The organism is Spirosoma arcticum, from assembly GCF_054779955.1.
In genome coordinates, this window is the sequence record NZ_BAAGXG010000001.1 from 642,261 (window position 1) to 657,422 (window position 15,162).

Genomic DNA, 15,162 nt, shown 5'->3' on the forward strand with positions numbered 1-15,162 from the left:
TTCTGCGAAAAATTTCGCGCAAAAGTAGGTGATATCGTGTGCTCTCCCCTGAAATTATTCCGGCATCAATACGCTAACTCTTATGCCACCATTGGTCTCTATTATCACCGTTAACTACGATCAGGCGCAAGTAACCTATGAGTTACTTAAATCGCTGCAACGTATTCAATACCCGAATATAGAAGTATTCGTAGTTGATAATGGCAGTCAGAATCAGACAATTGATGCTGTTAGTAGCCATTTTCCCACAGTTCGTTTCTTAAAGAGTGATACTAATCTTGGTTTTGCGGGCGGCAACAATCTGGCCGTTCGGGAGTGCCGGGGTAAGTACCTGCTTTTTCTTAACAACGATACTGAGGTGGCCCCCGATTTTCTACAGCCCTTAGTGGATTGTCTCGAGACGCAGCCCGACGCGGGGATGGTCAGCCCTAAAATCAAGTTTTTCCACGAGGAGAACCTCATTCAGTACGCCGGTTCAAGCGGCATAAACCCGTACACCGGCCGGGGGCATTTTATTGGTAATCGGCAGGTCGACGAAGGGCAATTTGACCAGACAACACTTACGCCTTTCGTGCATGGGGCGGCCATGCTGGTCTCCCGCAAACTGGTGGAAACGACGGGCCTGATGGACGAGCGGTTCTTTCTCTACTACGAGGAAGTCGACTGGTGCGCCCGCGCTCACCGGGACGGATTCAGGGCCTGGTACGTACCGCAGTCGGTTGTCTGGCACAAAGAGTCCGTGTCAACGGGTAAGCATAGTCCACTAAAAATGTACTACCACACCCGAAACCGGCTGTTTTTCATGCGCCGTAATTTTCCACTGGCCCAACGGCTGCTGTTCCTGAGCTTCTTCACGCTGGTTTCGGTTCCTAAAAATTCGCTTTCTTTTCTGCTCTCCCGTCGCTTCGATTACCTGAAAGCGTTCTGGAGTGGTCTCCTGTGGAATGTCACCCACAAATCATCGTTATCTAACTCCTCATTCTACCCATGAACATGGTCATCAACTGCTTACTGGTTTTCTTCGGAATAACCGCCGTCGAAACAATTTATCTGTTTGTTTTTGCCTTAGCCGGGCGGTTGGGACGGTTGCCTGCGCCCGCCGACTCCAGTAGCCGCTCCCCGTACTTCCGGCGAATGGCGGTGCTGGTGCCCGCTTACAAAGAAGATATGGTTATCGTCGACTCGGCGCAGCAGGCGCTTGGTCAGACGTACCCGCGTGCGTTCTACGATGTCATCATCATTGCCGATTCGCTGCAGGCGGCAACCTTACAAAAACTGTCCCGACTGCCCGTGCAGGTGGTGGAGGTGAGTTTTGAGGTCTCCACCAAAGCCAAAGCGCTCAACGCCACCTTAGACCGCCTTGAAAAAGACTACGACGTGGCGGTCGTGCTCGACGCGGACAACGTAATGGCGCCTGACTTCCTGACGCGCATCAATGCGGCCTTCGACCAGGGCTGGACGGTGATACAGGGGCACCGGGTGGCCAAGAATACGAACACCAGCATCGCCATTCTCGACGCGGTGAGCGAAGAAATAAACACGCATATTTTCCGGCGGGGGCACCGCGTGCTGGGGCTGTCGGGCAGCCTGATGGGATCGGGGATGGCGTTCGACTTCGGCCTGTTCAAACACCACATGAGTCAGATCAACACGACGGGTGGCTTCGACAAAGAACTCGAAATGCGGCTCATCCACGACGGCTTCAGGATCGACTACCTCGACGATGCCCTGTGCTACGACGAGAAAGTGCAGAGTTTAGCCGTGTTTGAGAAGCAGCGCACCCGCTGGATTGCCGCGCAGCTTAAGTACCTGCGCCGGAACCTGCCGTCGGGAATTGGCCAGTTGCTGCGGGGTAATTTCGACTACTTCGACAAGGTTTTTCTGACCCTGTTTCTGCCACGGGTAATCCTGCTGGGGTTTTTAAGCATCAGTTTGCTGGTGGCCCTGCTGCTGGGATCAGCGGAGTTGCTAGTTCTGATTGGTGCTCAACTCGGTATGCTGCTGTTTAGTTTTTACGTAGCCATTCCGGTTAGCCTCCTGAAATGCCTTACCTGGAAGGAAGTCAGTCAGGTGCCCGCCTTGTTTTTTCGATTTCTCCGCTCCATCACCCGCATTGGTGAAGCGGGTAAGCGGTTCATCAACACCCCGCACACCACCACCCGCACCGCGATTAACGAGGGGTGAAGAGCCGCCCATTTCACCACATCGCGTCGCTTCTCTCAATTGCTTCCTAATTAAACAACCCATAAAGTGATCAACTACGACTATCTGATTTTGACCGTGCAGTCCTGGGGGACGCCCATTGGCACCAACTCCCGCGACATTGCCCGCGCCCTGGCCCGAAAAAGCCGGGTCTTACTCATTGACCCGCCCCTCGACTGGGTATCAACACTGCGACGGAGTAATCAAAAAGCGGATAGTCAACGGGATGGTCTCCGCCAGAGTGGGGGTAAACGCCTGGTTGAGGTGGAGCCTAACATCTGGGTGTTTTATCCCCGAGTCGTGCTCACGTCCATCAACTGGCTGCCCGACAACGCCTTGTTCGACTGGCTCAATCAGCGTAACAACGTGCGGCTGGCCCAGGATATCCAATGGGCGCTTCGGCAACTGAACATGAACGACTACGTACTCTTCAACGACACCGAAATGTTTCGGGGGTTTTATCTGAAAGAACTGCTCAACCCGGCGCTGTATGTCTACTACATCCGCGACAACACGCTGGCCGTTGACTACTGGCGTCGGCACGGAGAGCGGCTCGAACCAATGCTGATTCAGAAATCTGATTTAACCGTCGCCAATTCGGCGTACCTGACTTCTATGGCGGCTCGCTACAGCGCCAACGCCGTGGACATTGGTCAGGGCTGCGATCTGTCGCAGTTCATGGCCGATGCCCCGTATGAGGAGCCAGCCGATCTGGTGGCTATTCCGTACCCGCGCATTGGCTACACGGGTGCCATCATCAGTATGCGGCTGGACATCGCCCTGCTCGAATCGGTTGCGCGGCAGCGCCCCGACTGGCATCTGGTGCTGGTTGGGCCTGAGGATGACGCGTTCCGCGCCAGTCGGCTGCACCAGTTGCCCAACGTGCATTTTTTGGGAACGAAGCCCATCGACGACGTGCCCGCCTACGTTCGGGCGTTCGACGTGTTGATTAACCCGCAGGTCGTCAACCCCATAACGATTGGTAATTACCCGCGCAAAGTAGATGAATACCTCGCGATGGGGAAGCCCGTGGTGGCGGTGCGAACCGAAGCGATGGCCATGTTCCGGGACCACGTGCTACTGGCTGATTCGCCCACGCAGTTTGTCGATTGCGTGGAGCGGGCGCTCACCAACCAGATGCCCTCTTCGGCGGAGCAGCGCATCCGGTTTGCCCAGGGGCATTCGTGGGAAAACTGCGTTGACGCTATCCACCAGGCCATTGAGCAGACCACAAACGCTACCTCCGGTAGTCCGGTTACGGCGTGACGGTTATTCGCGCCAAAAATAAATGTATCACTCTTGCTTCCTCTTTTGTGCATAATCAGGATTTCATTATCTGCGTAAGTCATACCTCCTGGGATGGGGGATACCAAAAGGCCGTCGTCCAGTTGATGACGGAGTTGGCTTCCCGTCATCAGGTGTTGTTTGTCGATTATCAGTATACGGTGAAAGATCTGGTGTTGGGTGTGCTGGGACGGGCAGACATTCCGGTGGGGGCGGTGCTTCGGCTGAAAAATCCGCTCGTCAAAAAGACGCTGGCCCATGGCGGGGAACTGCACGTTTGGGTGCCGCCAATGGCCTTGGTCGTTAACTGGATGCCGGATGCCTGGCACGACTACTTCATGAAGTGGAATACTGCTTGGCTGCTGAAGAGCCTGCGAAAAGCAGTGAGCCAGGTAGATGCCGACGCCAAACGCCCGCTCATCATCAACTCATTCAATCCCGTTTGGGGACTGTCCATGCTGGGGCAGCTCAACGAGCGGGGCACCATCTACTACTGCTACGATGAGATTACGGCTGAGAAGTGGATTGCCCGGCACGGCGGGCGGTGTGAGCGCGACTACCTGCCCAAAGTAGATGCGGTCGTGACAACGTCCGAAACGCTGCAGGCCGTGAAAGGACAATTGCAGCCCAACGCGTTTTGCGTGAAAAACGGGGCCAACTATGCGCTCTTCAACCAGGCCCGTCAATTAGCGCTTACGGCAGATCGGGAGCAGAAAATTGTCGGCTACCTCGGCACGGCTGACAACCGCCTTGATCTGAATTTGATCGAGTACTGTCTGAAAAACCTGCCCGATACGCTTTTTCAGTTCATTGGCCGGGTTACTGACCCGGCGGTGACCAACCGGCTGGCTCCGTATGCCAACGTGGAGTTTGTCAAACCCGTACCCCCGGATGAACTGCCGCCACTACTGGCCCGGCTGCGGGCCGGAATTATTCCGTTTGAATGCAATGAACATACGTACACGATTTACCCGCTGAAAATCAATGAGTATCTGGCGGCCGGTATTCCCGTCATCTCGACGCGGTTCTCGATCCTGACTGATTTTGACGGGTTAATTGAGCTTACCAACGACCCCGCCCAGTTCGTGGCGGGTATCCGTGCCGCCAGCACCGCCGTTAGCCCGGATCGCATTGAGCAGTTTACCCGGACCGCCGAAACAAATTCCTGGGTGCGCAGAGCACTGGAATTTGAGGAAGTGATTCAGCAGGTGCTCCAGTCCAAACCCGAAGAACGGGAGTGGCAAGCCGCCTTACACTAACAATACACAGTCTTTACGCCTATCTAACGCTTCTTTCTATGACCGCTTCTCAATTCATCAATCAGCATTCGACCCTCAAGCGTTGGGTGCATTATCTGCTCATTCCGCCCCGGCAGGCCCGTCCCCGGCTTTGGGTAAGCTGGTTCGTCAATCCGTTCGTGCATCACCGCCACCCAACGTCGGTCATCTGCCGAACGGTCCGGCTCGACGTGTTGCCCTTCCGGCTGTTCAAACTGGGAGCCGGGGCCACCATCGAAGACTACGTCACGGTTAACAATGGAGTGGGCGACGTGATCATCGGGGCCAATGCCCGCGTGGGTATCGGTTCGGTCGTCATCGGGCCAACCCATATCGGGGATCAGGTCATCATCGCCCAGAACGTGGTGATGTCGGGCCTGAACCACGATTATGAGGACATCGACGTGCCCATCCGGCTCCAGCCCGTCAGCACCAAGCCTATCGTGATTGAGGACGAATGCTGGATTGGGGCCAATGCCACCATTACGGCGGGCGTCCGGGTTGGCAAGCACTCCATCGTGGCCGGGGGTAGTGTGGTCACCAAAGATGTTCCGCCTTATTCGGTCGTGGCGGGTAATCCGGCCCGGATCATCAAACGGTACGATGCCGACCAAAAGATGTGGCTGCGCGTGAAAACGACCCCTGCCCTCGAAAAAGTAAGTTAAACGCACTATTTCAAAAACAGTACCTACGCGAAAGGACATGAAAAAATCGCTCTTTCTTCTGCTGATGGTAGTAATGGGCTGTCAGCGGGACCTGCCCCCGCCCGAAGTAAGTTTTGTGGCCGACGAAGATGGGAAAGGCTACGTTCGGTTCACCACCAAAGCGCTGAATGCCAGCAGCTACCTCTGGGATTTTGGGGATGGCAGTTCGACCAGTACGGAGAAAAATGCCGCCCACAGCTACAGTGCTAACGGGACTTATACCGTGAAACTCGAAGCCACCGGACCCTGGGGAGCCACCACCGTGACCAATCCACTCAGTGTAACAGGGGTGCGCGGGTCGGTCATGTTCTGGATGCCCAAAGGCTCCAACACCGTGGAGGTGTTCATGGGGGAGAACCGGGTGGGAACGATCTACAACTTTTTTCCGAACGGAGTCACCTACTGCGGCACCAATGGGTGCGTTCAGGCCAATAACCTGCGCGAGGGCGAACACACGTTTACCGCCCGCGAAACGGGATCTAACGATATTAAATGGAGTGGCACCGTCAATGTCGTGGGGGGGCAGTGCCTAAAGAAAGCCCTGACGTACTGACGGGCTGCGTTCAGCGGCCATCCTGCTCAATCAACTCGACTACTTTCAATCTGATGACGCATCTTTTAGCACGCAGGCAACTCATTCTTTGGGGATTTTTCAGTCTCAGCGCTTGCGCTGCCCTCCCCGGCCTGGCTCAGAAACCCCAACCGAAATCCAGTTCACCCGTTAACGTGGGTGCCTTAGTAAGCGACACCGCTTTCTTCGATCTCAATAAGGACATTACTGAACAGCTTGTTCCGTTCGAGACTATCTATCAGGCAGCGCTTCAGTATTCACCGGCCCTGCACGTTCAAAACGCGGTGGCTACTGGCAAGCTGGAAGCGTACCGGTACTCTAAAGTGCTGGTGCTGGATAATATTTATCCGTTCGTCAACTACGCGCAGGGCAACCAGACGCTCATTGCCACCGGCACCAACCCCAGCGACGCGCTTCAGTTGAGCAATGGAACCCGGTGGGGGTTCAACGTGCAGGTGCCGCTGTCGGCCATTCTGGGTCGGCGCAACCTGACCCAGCAGGCAAAAGCCGATTACCAGGTTACACTGGCCCAGAAAGACGTGATTGCCCTGAGCCTGAAGCGCGAACTCATCGTCATTTATCAGAACCTGGTGGTTAGCCAGCGCATCATGCTGGCCCGGTCGCGCGATGAGCAGGTGGCCCTGACGGCTTACCAGGTCGTGGAGGTCGAACTACAGCAGGGCAAGGCCGATCCGTCGCAGTTCGCTTTAGTCAGTAATAGTTACGCGCTGTCTAAAACCTTCGCCGAGCGGGCACGCGGGGATTTCATGATTAATTTCTACGATCTGGAAGCCCTGGTCGGGGTTCCGCTCCAGTCGCTGATGATTAAATGACAACGATAATAACGCACGCAACCCGACCGATACCAGGCACATGAAACTGGTTTTGTCCTTCTTTCCCAATTACTCGATTTCATCTATGAACGCGCAACTCCTCTTTCGCCTGCTTCGTCAGAATAGCCTATGGCTGCTCCTGATTCCGGCGTTAACCGCTGCTACGGCGTTTTACTTCACGCGTAATCAGATCCGCACCTACCAGTCATCGGCGGTTTTATACACGGGTCTGGCCTCGGGCTACTCCATCCTGAGCGACGACAAAAACGCCCGGGTTGATCATAATGCCGTGACGAACGCGTTCGAGAATCTGCTTTCTACCGTCACCTCGCGCCAAACGATTGCCGAGGTGGGGCTTCGGTTGCTGAGTCGTCACCTGCTGCTCAACCGGCCGGACTCGCTCGTGCTGGGCAGTCAGGGGTTCGCCCAACTCCAGCGGGCCATTCCGGCGGACCTGCGCCGGTCCCTGACGGTTGACCGGAACGAGCAGGCTGTTTATCAGCGCGTTGAGGCCCTGGCGCAGGCGGCCGGTGCGAATCCCGTGAAGACCCTGCTCAACAACCCGGCCTCGTGGTATGGCCCGGCGAAAATTAAGAAAGGATTGAAGGCCGTTCGCAAGAAAGACAGCGACATGCTCGAACTAAGCTACGAATCGGAGGATGCCGCCATTACCCACACCACGCTGACCGAACTGATTGCGGTGTTCAGCAATCGCTACGCCAGCCTTAAATCGTCGGAAACCAACCCGGTGGTGCGGTACTACAACGACGCCAATCGGAAGGCAACGCGTAAACTTCAGCAGGCGGAGATGCGCATAAAGGCGTTTGAAGAAGACAACAAAATCATTAATTACGACGAGGAAAGCCGGGCCATTGCCGTTGAAAAAGAGGACATACTCAACCAGTACAACGAAGAGCTGATGAAGTCCCGGGCGGCCAAAGCGTCGATGGAGACGCTGGGCAAACGCTTAGAAGATCGGATGACGGTGCTGAAGACCAATGACGAACTAATTGCCAAGCGCACCGAACTAACCACCGCAACCAACCAATTAGCGCAGGCGCAGGTACGCGGCCGGTCGCGGGAAAACATCGAGCAGCTTTCCGCCAAAGCGGCCCGGCTGTCGGACGAACTGAAAACGGCGGCTCAGAAATACTACAAAACCGGAAACAGCGTGGAGTCGCTGCCCCAGACCCGGTTGCTGGACGAGTGGCTCAATAAATTAGTGCAGTATGAGGAGTCGGCTGCGCGGCTGAACGTGTACGAAGACCGGCTGGAGAAGTTCAACGAAATGGCCGCGCGGTTTGCGCCATTGGGCACCACCCTCAGCCAGTTGAAGCGCGACGTGAGCGTGGCCGAGAAAGATTATTTAGCCAACTTAACGGCGCTGAACCAGGCCCAGACCCGCCAGAAAAACGCCGAGATGACCGGCCCGCTCCGGCTCCTCGATGCCCCCGAGTTTCCGCAGCAACCCTTGCCTTCCAAGCGCGGACTGCTGATTGGCGGGGCGCTGGGCGTTGGTCTGGTACTGGCCCTGCTGCTGCTGTTGATCCGGTATTTAGCCGACGGACGCCTGTACTCGCCCGCCCGGTTCACGACCGTGACGGGTCTGCCGGTGGCGGCTTCGTTTCCCACCGTTCCCCGGCGAATGCGGGGCCTCCGGGCGCGTGCCGTGGCGCAGTACATGCTGGAGCAGTTGCGGAGCACGGCGGCCATCGATAGCACGCCCGTACCGACCTACCGCCCCTATGAGTTGATCACCGTCTGGAGCACGCGTCCCCGGCAGGGAAAAACGTGGTTAGCCAATCAGTTGGCCGAACGCTACGGCTTAGCAGGCAAACGGGTCGCTTACCTGCATCCGCACCCGACCGGCAACGCGTTGACCCTGCCCGAAGAAGTAACCTCCATCGGCTACGCCATCCGAAGCGATTTTGCCTACACCAAACGGGTCGATGAACTCGTTGACGACCGGTTTAGCCCGGAGGATTACGACATCGTGCTGCTGGAACTGCCCGACCTGGGCGAGACCCCCATTGCCACTCATTTAGTGGCGCAGAGTAATCTCCTGTTGCTGATAACGAGTGCTAAAATCACCTGGAAGCCCCAAGATCAAAACTTGTATCAGCTTTACCGCAAAGCAACGAATGCGCCCATTCTGCCCGTTCTCAACCACGTTTCAACCGGTTTGATCGAGGTGAGCCAGCCGGTCAGCCATCCGTCACCGGTGGCGGTGACGGCGCCAAACGCGGCATCCACGGTCAGCACCACCCGAGAAACTGTTTAGCTAATGCTTCATCGAACTGTCACGATTTTCCAGGCGATTATGCGGAAAAATGCCGCCGTGTCGCTGGTGGGTAATGGGGTAGCCGCCGTCCTGTCGCTGCTTACCACCGGCCTGCTGGCCCGCTGGATTCCCCGCGAGTCGTTTGGGAACTGGATACTTTTTCTGGTCAGTTACACCCTCTTCGACACCCTGCGCTCGGGCTTGCTGCTGAATGGAATCATCCAGTACACCACCGACTTGCCCGCCGGGTCCGTCGAAAAAGAATCCGCCATGAACCGCTGGGAAGGGGCCGTCTGGCAGCTTGGTCTGTGTTTCACGCTCGGCGTGGGGCCGCTGCTGATTGGGTTGGTGCACTGGTTTCCCCTCCTCCGCGACTGGATTGGTAGTTCCGAGACGGTGGTCTGGTTCTGGATCATCAGCCTTGTTTCGTTACCCGCCAACATTGCCACCTGGTTTTTGCACGCCCGGTCCCGCTTTGGCCCCCTGCAGTGGGTGCGCATCCTGTCGCAGGCGCTGTTCCTGTTCCTGATTGTGCCGATTCACTGGCTGGGACGGCTGCCCGACTACAACCTGTACGTGTTGTATGCCTTCGCCAACGCCCTCGTCAGTGCCTGGACGGTGGTGAGCGGGTGGAGCCGCTGGCAATCCGTTCGCCGGGGAACGGTGGTCGAACGGTCGGCCCTGCTGCATTTCGGTAAATTCACCATCGGCACGCTGGTGGGGTCCAACCTGCTGCGCAGTGTCGACACGCTGCTGCTGGGCGCGGTGCTGGGGCCGGAAGCAGTGGCGGTGTACGCCATTCCGCGACGGCTCATGCAACTCCTCGACCTGCCCGTGCGGAGCGTGATTGTTACGGCCATGCCGCAGTTGGTTAAACTCCACAACCAGGGTCAGGTCAGTGCCTTCACGCCCTATTTCCAGCGGAGCGCCGGGCTGCTCTGGGTGGCGCTGCTGCCGTTGTCGGTTGCTGGGTTCGTCCTGGCCGAACCTTTGGTGCTGCTGTTGGGCGGTGGACAATACCGCGACGGGGCTACCCTCATGCGCTGCTTCATGATCTACGGCGCTTTTCTGCCCCTCGACCGCTATTCCGGGGCCGGGCTGGATGCCATTGGAAAGCCCGGTGCCAATCTGTTCAAAGTGCTGGTTATGCTCGTGGTTCAGGTGCTGGGGTCCCTGCTGGCCTTAGTGACCATCCAATCGACAACGGCGCTGGCCACCGTCAGTATTGTCACCTTCATGCTCGGTATGTTTATCGGATTTCGATTGATGAACCGGCACGTTCCGGTGTCCCTGACGGGCAGTGTTCAGGCTGGGTGGATCGAATTTGTGGGTCTTTTTAACCGACTTCGTCATGAATGGATACGTCCAGGAGTTAAGAGCGTCCATTGACCGGCAAACGGTGCTGTTCGCGTTGCTGGGAGCCGTTAGTGCGGTTGGGGCCGGGTTCATCATTGCGCATTCGGGCATGAAAGGAATTGGTTTGCTGCTGACCCTGCCCATTGTCGGTGTTGTGGTTGCCCTCTGCCTGTATCAACCCAAACTGGGCCTGTTTATTTACGTGCAGTTCTCGTTTGTGGTGAATGGCATCAGCCGTTTTTCACCCGTTCAGGCACCGTTCGGGCTGCTGGCCGACGGGCTGTTGGTGCTGGTTTTGCTGGGCGTTTTGCTGAACGCCCGCCGGTCGGAGTGGGGGCGGCTGCACAACCCCGTTTTTTACTTAGTGCTGCTCTGGTTCTTGTATACGCTGCTGGAATTGTTCAACCCGGAAGCCGCCTATCCAATGGCCTGGGTGTTTGGTATCCGGTTAATGTCATTTTACTGGATTCAGCTTACCATTCTTACCCTGTTGCTGATCCGAACAAAAAAGGACATCAATCAACTCATCAACCTGTGGCTGATCTGGTCGGTACTGGCCGCAGTATGGGCCTTCAAACAGCGCTACATTGGTCTGACGGGGGGCGAACAGGCCTGGCTTGATGAGGGGGCTGGCATCACGCACGTGCTGTTCGGGCACCTGCGCTGCTTTTCGTTCTACTCCGACGCCGGGCAGTTTGGCGTCGAGATGGCGTACGCTGCGCTGCTTTGCATCATCAAAGTGCTCGAAGACCGTTCGGTCACCCGTAAGTTCATTTTTCTGCTCATCGGCATCATCGTGTTTTGGGGCTACGCCCTGTCGGGTACGCGGGGTGCGTTGTTCGTCGTGCTGGTTGGCTTTCCCGTCTACCTGCTCTTACGGCGTAATCTTCTTATTCTGAGCGTAGGAGTCCTTGTTGGGGTGGCCGGGTTTGGCCTGCTGAAGTACACGTCGGCGGGCAGCGGCTCTTACGACATCAACCGGATGCGTTCAGCGCTTAATCCTGAGGAGAGTTCGTTTCAGGTCCGGTTGGATAACCAGAAAAAGTTAGCCGATTATTTAGCCACCCGCCCCTTTGGCTGCGGCATCGGCAGTTCCAGTGATTTGGCAAAACGGTTCACGCCGGGTTCGTTCCTCGCTCAAACGCCACCCGATAGCTGGTTCGTAAAAGTCTGGACCGAAACCGGCATTGTGGGATTACTGTTGCATATCGGTTCGCTGCTGTACTTTTTTGGGGTAGGCGCTTACCGAACTATGCGGGTATCCGACCCGGATCTCCAGTCGATGCTGCTGGCGCTCCTGTGCGGATATGTGGGCGTGTTGGCGGCCAGTTACGGCAACCCGGTTTTCGGGCAGTTTCCAACCAACTCCATCATGTCCGTCAGTATCGTCCTGCTGTGTACGGGCGGGCTTGTGGAGCGTAAAGGTGGATGAGTGTGTGGGTGTTTAGGCGTAAGGGCTTATGTATCAGCAACGTACCTACCAATACAATCACACACCCACACTCCAAACCACTAAACCAGTTTTTACCGGTTAAACCAAACCTCCGCATGGCAGAATTATTCTTTTGGATTGCTTTTCTCATCGGGGGATACACCGCCATCAATACGCTGTACCTGTTTGTGTGGTCGGTTGCGGGCCTGTTTGGCCGGGCCGACGACGTACAAACTCCCATTGGGCCGGACGACGCACTCAGCGCTGGAACACCGCGTGTGCTCCGGCGCATTCTGGTGCTGATTCCGGCCTACAAAGAAGATGCGGTCATTATCGACTCGGTGCGGGCTAATCTGAAACAGGACTACCCCCGCCATCTGTACGATCTGGCCGTGATTGCCGACTCTTTTAAGCCGGACACGATTCAGCAGCTCCATCAGCTACCCGTGACCGTGATCGAAGTGTCTTGGGTTATCTCCACCGTCAGCAAAGCGCTGAAGGCTGGTTTGCGGTTGTTTCCCGATGAGGCTTATGATGTAGTGATCGTTTCGGATGCCGACAATCACATGGCGCCCGATTTTCTAAGGCGCGTCAATGATGCCTTTACCGTTGGGTGGCGGGCGGTTCAGGGACATCGGGTGGCTAAAAATATGAATACCCCTGTCGCCATCCTCGACGCCATCAGTGAAGAAATCAACAACCATCTGTTTCGCAAAGGGCACCGGGCACTGGGCTTTTCGGCCGCGCTGATCGGGTCGGGTATGGCCTTTGAATTTGGCCTGTTGAAAAAGCACCTGCTGTCGATTGATACCATTAGTGGATACGATAAAGAGCTGGAGATGAGATTATTACTGAACAAAGTGCGGATTGGCTACTTAGAACATGCCTACATCTTCGACGAAAAAGTGCAAACGTCATTCATGTTCCAGCACCAGCGCACCCGCTGGGTCGAAGCGCAGATCAGGCAGGCGCAGCTACACTGGCGGCAGGGTATCCGTCAGTTGCTAAACCGGAATTTTGATTACGCCGAAAAAGTGTTTCAGACGCTTATGTTGCCCCGAATTTTATTGCTGGGTTCATTAGTACTTGGGTTTGGGGTAAGTCTACTGCTACACTCCGGTTGGTTTTCTCAGTTCCTGGGCGGGCAGTTGCTTCTGTTAATTGTTACGCTCGCCATTACGCTGCCCGCCTATCTACGGCGGTTTATCGGGGTGGATGTTTTGCTGATGATCCCCGTGTTGTTTGTTCATTTCTCCCGGTCAGTCCTCCATTTTCGTCGGGCGCGTAAGCAGTTTTTGCACACGTCGCACGGGAACAGTTCTGAATCCATCATCTGACACAATCAGGTTGTCAGCCGCCTGACGATGTGCTTTATCTACTTTTTTTAATGCCATGATCCAACAAACCGTGTACCTCGAACTCCAGAAAATACGCGAGCAGCGCCCCGATGAGGGTGTTTTGCTGGCTTTTCTTAAACGGCTGCTTGATGGCGGCACCCGCTACCTGACTACCCGCTATGTCCTGCGCCGTTGTGCGCAGGTGGGGGCGATGACCTTGGTGAAGGGGTGGCCCTGGGTGCACGGAAAGGGAAGAATCAGCATCGGTAAAAACGTTAAAATCTGGTCGCACCTCGGCACGACCGAAATTTATGCGTCGTCCGGGGCTTCCATCGAAATTGGGGACGACACGTTCATCAATACCGCCTGCGTCCTATCGGCCGGTAAACTGATTCAAATTGGGCGTAACTGTCAGATTGCCAATCAGGTCATTCTCATGGACACGGACTATCACGATGCGGCCGATCATCAGCGGGCCGCCAAGCCGGGGTCCATTATTGTGGAAGATAACGTTTGGTTAGCTACCCGCTGCACGGTGCTGAAAGGCGTTCGTATTGGCGAAGGGGCCGTCGTAGCGGCCGGGTCCGTGGTCACGAAAGACGTGGCTCCGTACACGATGGTGGGTGGCGTACCGGCTAAATTTATTAAATCACTGCGCCCGTCGTCATGAAAGCTGGTATCGAAATCGTGTTCTGGGTCCTATTGTTGGCCGTTTTTTACACCTACCTCGGCTACGGTCTCCTGATTTTTGGATTGGTGAAACTACGGCGGCTAACGGGACGGGTTCGGGCTAAACCGGCTGACTCCACGTTTCTGCCCGAGGTCATGCTGGTTATACCGGCCTACAACGAACGGGACTGCATCGCCGAAAAGCTGCGCAATTCGCTCACGCTCGACTACCCATCCGACAAACTTCGGTTGCTTTTCGTAACCGAAGGGTCCACCGACGGCACGACCGAGCTACTCCAGCAGCAGGCGCTGGCGAACCCGCAAATTCTGGTGATGGGCGGGCAGCAGCGGCTCGGCAAAATTGAGGCCATGAACCGGGCGATGCGCCAAATCGACGCGCCTTTCGTGGTATTTACCGATGCCAACACGACGCTGAACCCCGAAGCTATCCGGCGTATTATCCGGCATTTTGCCGACCCCCAGGTTGGTGCCGTAGCGGGTGAAAAACGCATTCAGGTGTTAAGCAGCGAAGCGGCTGCCGGGTCGGGTGAGGGGTTGTACTGGCGGTACGAATCGTTCCTGAAAAAGCTCGACACCGAATTGCACAGCGTGGTGGGAGCCGCCGGTGAGCTGTTTGCCGTGCGCACCGAACTCTACGAACCCGTTGAAAAAGACACCCTGCTCGACGACTTCGTGATTTCACTGCGCATTGCCGAACAGGGGTATCGGGTGGTGTATGAGCCGGAAGCTTACGCGCTGGAGCGGCCTTCGTTTTCGGTAAGCGAGGAGAAAAAGCGAAAGGTGCGGATTGCGGCCGGCGGCTTCCAGGCCATTGCCCGGCTGCACCCGCTGCTGAACATCGTTCGCCACGGCTGGCTGTCTTTTCAGTACACCTCGCACCGGGTCATGCGGTGGGCAGTGGCCCCGTTTTGCCTGCCGCTCATTCTGCTGCTAAACGCCCTGCTGCTGCTGCCGGGAGCCGGTCTGTTTCCGTCCTGGCTGTACCAGGGCCTGCTGGTGGCGCAGGTCGTGTTCTACGCATCGGCACTCTTAGGTTACTACCTCGAAGACCGCCGTATCCGCGTCAAAATGCTGTTTGTACCCTACTATTTCTCCTTCATGAACGGGTGCGCCCTGCTGGGTTACCTGCGCTACCGGCGCGGCAACGACACCGGCATCTGGGACAAAGTGCGCCGGGCAACGTGAGGTACTCACG

At 56.4% G+C, this 15,162-nt stretch carries 13 protein-coding genes; all 13 read left to right on the forward strand.

Annotated elements, in window-relative coordinates; all coding sequences use genetic code 11:
• The first annotated feature begins 82 nt into the window (after window positions 1–82).
• A complete protein-coding gene (locus ACYVHB_RS02905) occupies window positions 83–991 on the forward strand; it encodes a glycosyltransferase family 2 protein (RefSeq protein ID WP_461049438.1) in 909 nt (302 codons plus the stop codon).
• Entirely contained in the window at window positions 988–2,184 is a 1,197-nt protein-coding gene (locus ACYVHB_RS02910; protein ID WP_461049440.1) for a glycosyltransferase family 2 protein, read from the forward strand. Before ACYVHB_RS02905 ends, ACYVHB_RS02910 begins: the two co-directional genes overlap by 4 nt.
• 66 nt (window positions 2,185–2,250) lie before the next feature.
• Window positions 2,251–3,468 carry a glycosyltransferase gene (locus ACYVHB_RS02915; protein ID WP_461049442.1) on the forward strand — a complete coding sequence of 406 codons (1,218 nt, stop codon included), beginning with the start codon at window positions 2,251–2,253 and terminating at the stop codon, window positions 3,466–3,468.
• 47 nt (window positions 3,469–3,515) lie between these two features.
• Entirely contained in the window at window positions 3,516–4,745 is a 1,230-nt protein-coding gene (locus tag ACYVHB_RS02920; RefSeq protein WP_461049444.1) for a glycosyltransferase, read from the forward strand.
• A 38-nt stretch (window positions 4,746–4,783) separates the two neighbouring features.
• Window positions 4,784–5,428: an acyltransferase gene (locus ACYVHB_RS02925; protein WP_461049446.1), complete on the forward strand. Its 645-nt coding sequence runs from the start codon at window positions 4,784–4,786 to the stop codon at window positions 5,426–5,428.
• Between the two features lie 37 nt (window positions 5,429–5,465).
• Window positions 5,466–6,020: a PKD domain-containing protein gene (locus tag ACYVHB_RS02930; RefSeq protein ID WP_461049447.1), complete on the forward strand. Its 555-nt coding sequence runs from the start codon at window positions 5,466–5,468 to the stop codon at window positions 6,018–6,020.
• A gap of 53 nt (window positions 6,021–6,073) precedes the next feature.
• Window positions 6,074–6,871: a TolC family protein gene (locus tag ACYVHB_RS02935; RefSeq protein WP_461049449.1), complete on the forward strand. Its 798-nt coding sequence runs from the start codon at window positions 6,074–6,076 to the stop codon at window positions 6,869–6,871.
• 85 nt (window positions 6,872–6,956) lie between these two features.
• The gene (locus tag ACYVHB_RS02940) at window positions 6,957–9,152 is read left to right on the forward strand and encodes a GumC family protein (protein ID WP_461049450.1); all 2,196 of its coding nucleotides are present in this window, start codon (window positions 6,957–6,959) and stop codon (window positions 9,150–9,152) included.
• 3 nt (window positions 9,153–9,155) lie between these two features.
• The gene (locus ACYVHB_RS02945; RefSeq protein ID WP_461049452.1) at window positions 9,156–10,541 is read left to right on the forward strand and encodes a lipopolysaccharide biosynthesis protein; all 1,386 of its coding nucleotides are present in this window, start codon (window positions 9,156–9,158) and stop codon (window positions 10,539–10,541) included.
• The gene (locus ACYVHB_RS02950) at window positions 10,504–11,940 is read left to right on the forward strand and encodes an O-antigen ligase family protein (RefSeq protein WP_461049454.1); all 1,437 of its coding nucleotides are present in this window, start codon (window positions 10,504–10,506) and stop codon (window positions 11,938–11,940) included. Before ACYVHB_RS02945 ends, ACYVHB_RS02950 begins: the two co-directional genes overlap by 38 nt.
• 116 nt (window positions 11,941–12,056) lie before the next feature.
• A complete protein-coding gene (locus ACYVHB_RS02955; RefSeq protein WP_461049456.1) occupies window positions 12,057–13,277 on the forward strand; it encodes a glycosyltransferase family 2 protein in 1,221 nt (406 codons plus the stop codon).
• Between the two features lie 55 nt (window positions 13,278–13,332).
• Window positions 13,333–13,947, forward strand: a complete 615-nt coding sequence (locus ACYVHB_RS02960) for an acyltransferase (RefSeq protein WP_461049457.1) — start codon at window positions 13,333–13,335, stop codon at window positions 13,945–13,947.
• Window positions 13,944–15,152 carry a glycosyltransferase family 2 protein gene (locus ACYVHB_RS02965; protein WP_461049458.1) on the forward strand — a complete coding sequence of 403 codons (1,209 nt, stop codon included), beginning with the start codon at window positions 13,944–13,946 and terminating at the stop codon, window positions 15,150–15,152. Before ACYVHB_RS02960 ends, ACYVHB_RS02965 begins: the two co-directional genes overlap by 4 nt.
• Window positions 15,153–15,162 lie beyond the last annotated feature (10 nt).

Coding starts and splice junctions, on each gene's coding strand:
- ACYVHB_RS02905 (WP_461049438.1), top strand. CDS start 83: ATGCCACCATTGGTCTCTATTATCACCGTTAACTACGATCAGGCGCAA.
- ACYVHB_RS02910 (WP_461049440.1), top strand. CDS start 988: ATGAACATGGTCATCAACTGCTTACTGGTTTTCTTCGGAATAACCGCC.
- ACYVHB_RS02925 (WP_461049446.1), top strand. CDS start 4,784: ATGACCGCTTCTCAATTCATCAATCAGCATTCGACCCTCAAGCGTTGG.
- ACYVHB_RS02930 (WP_461049447.1), top strand. CDS start 5,466: ATGAAAAAATCGCTCTTTCTTCTGCTGATGGTAGTAATGGGCTGTCAG.
- ACYVHB_RS02935 (WP_461049449.1), top strand. CDS start 6,074: ATGACGCATCTTTTAGCACGCAGGCAACTCATTCTTTGGGGATTTTTC.
- ACYVHB_RS02940 (WP_461049450.1), top strand. CDS start 6,957: ATGAACGCGCAACTCCTCTTTCGCCTGCTTCGTCAGAATAGCCTATGG.
- ACYVHB_RS02945 (WP_461049452.1), top strand. CDS start 9,156: ATGCTTCATCGAACTGTCACGATTTTCCAGGCGATTATGCGGAAAAAT.
- ACYVHB_RS02950 (WP_461049454.1), top strand. CDS start 10,504: ATGAATGGATACGTCCAGGAGTTAAGAGCGTCCATTGACCGGCAAACG.
- ACYVHB_RS02955 (WP_461049456.1), top strand. CDS start 12,057: ATGGCAGAATTATTCTTTTGGATTGCTTTTCTCATCGGGGGATACACC.
- ACYVHB_RS02960 (WP_461049457.1), top strand. CDS start 13,333: ATGATCCAACAAACCGTGTACCTCGAACTCCAGAAAATACGCGAGCAG.
- ACYVHB_RS02965 (WP_461049458.1), top strand. CDS start 13,944: ATGAAAGCTGGTATCGAAATCGTGTTCTGGGTCCTATTGTTGGCCGTT.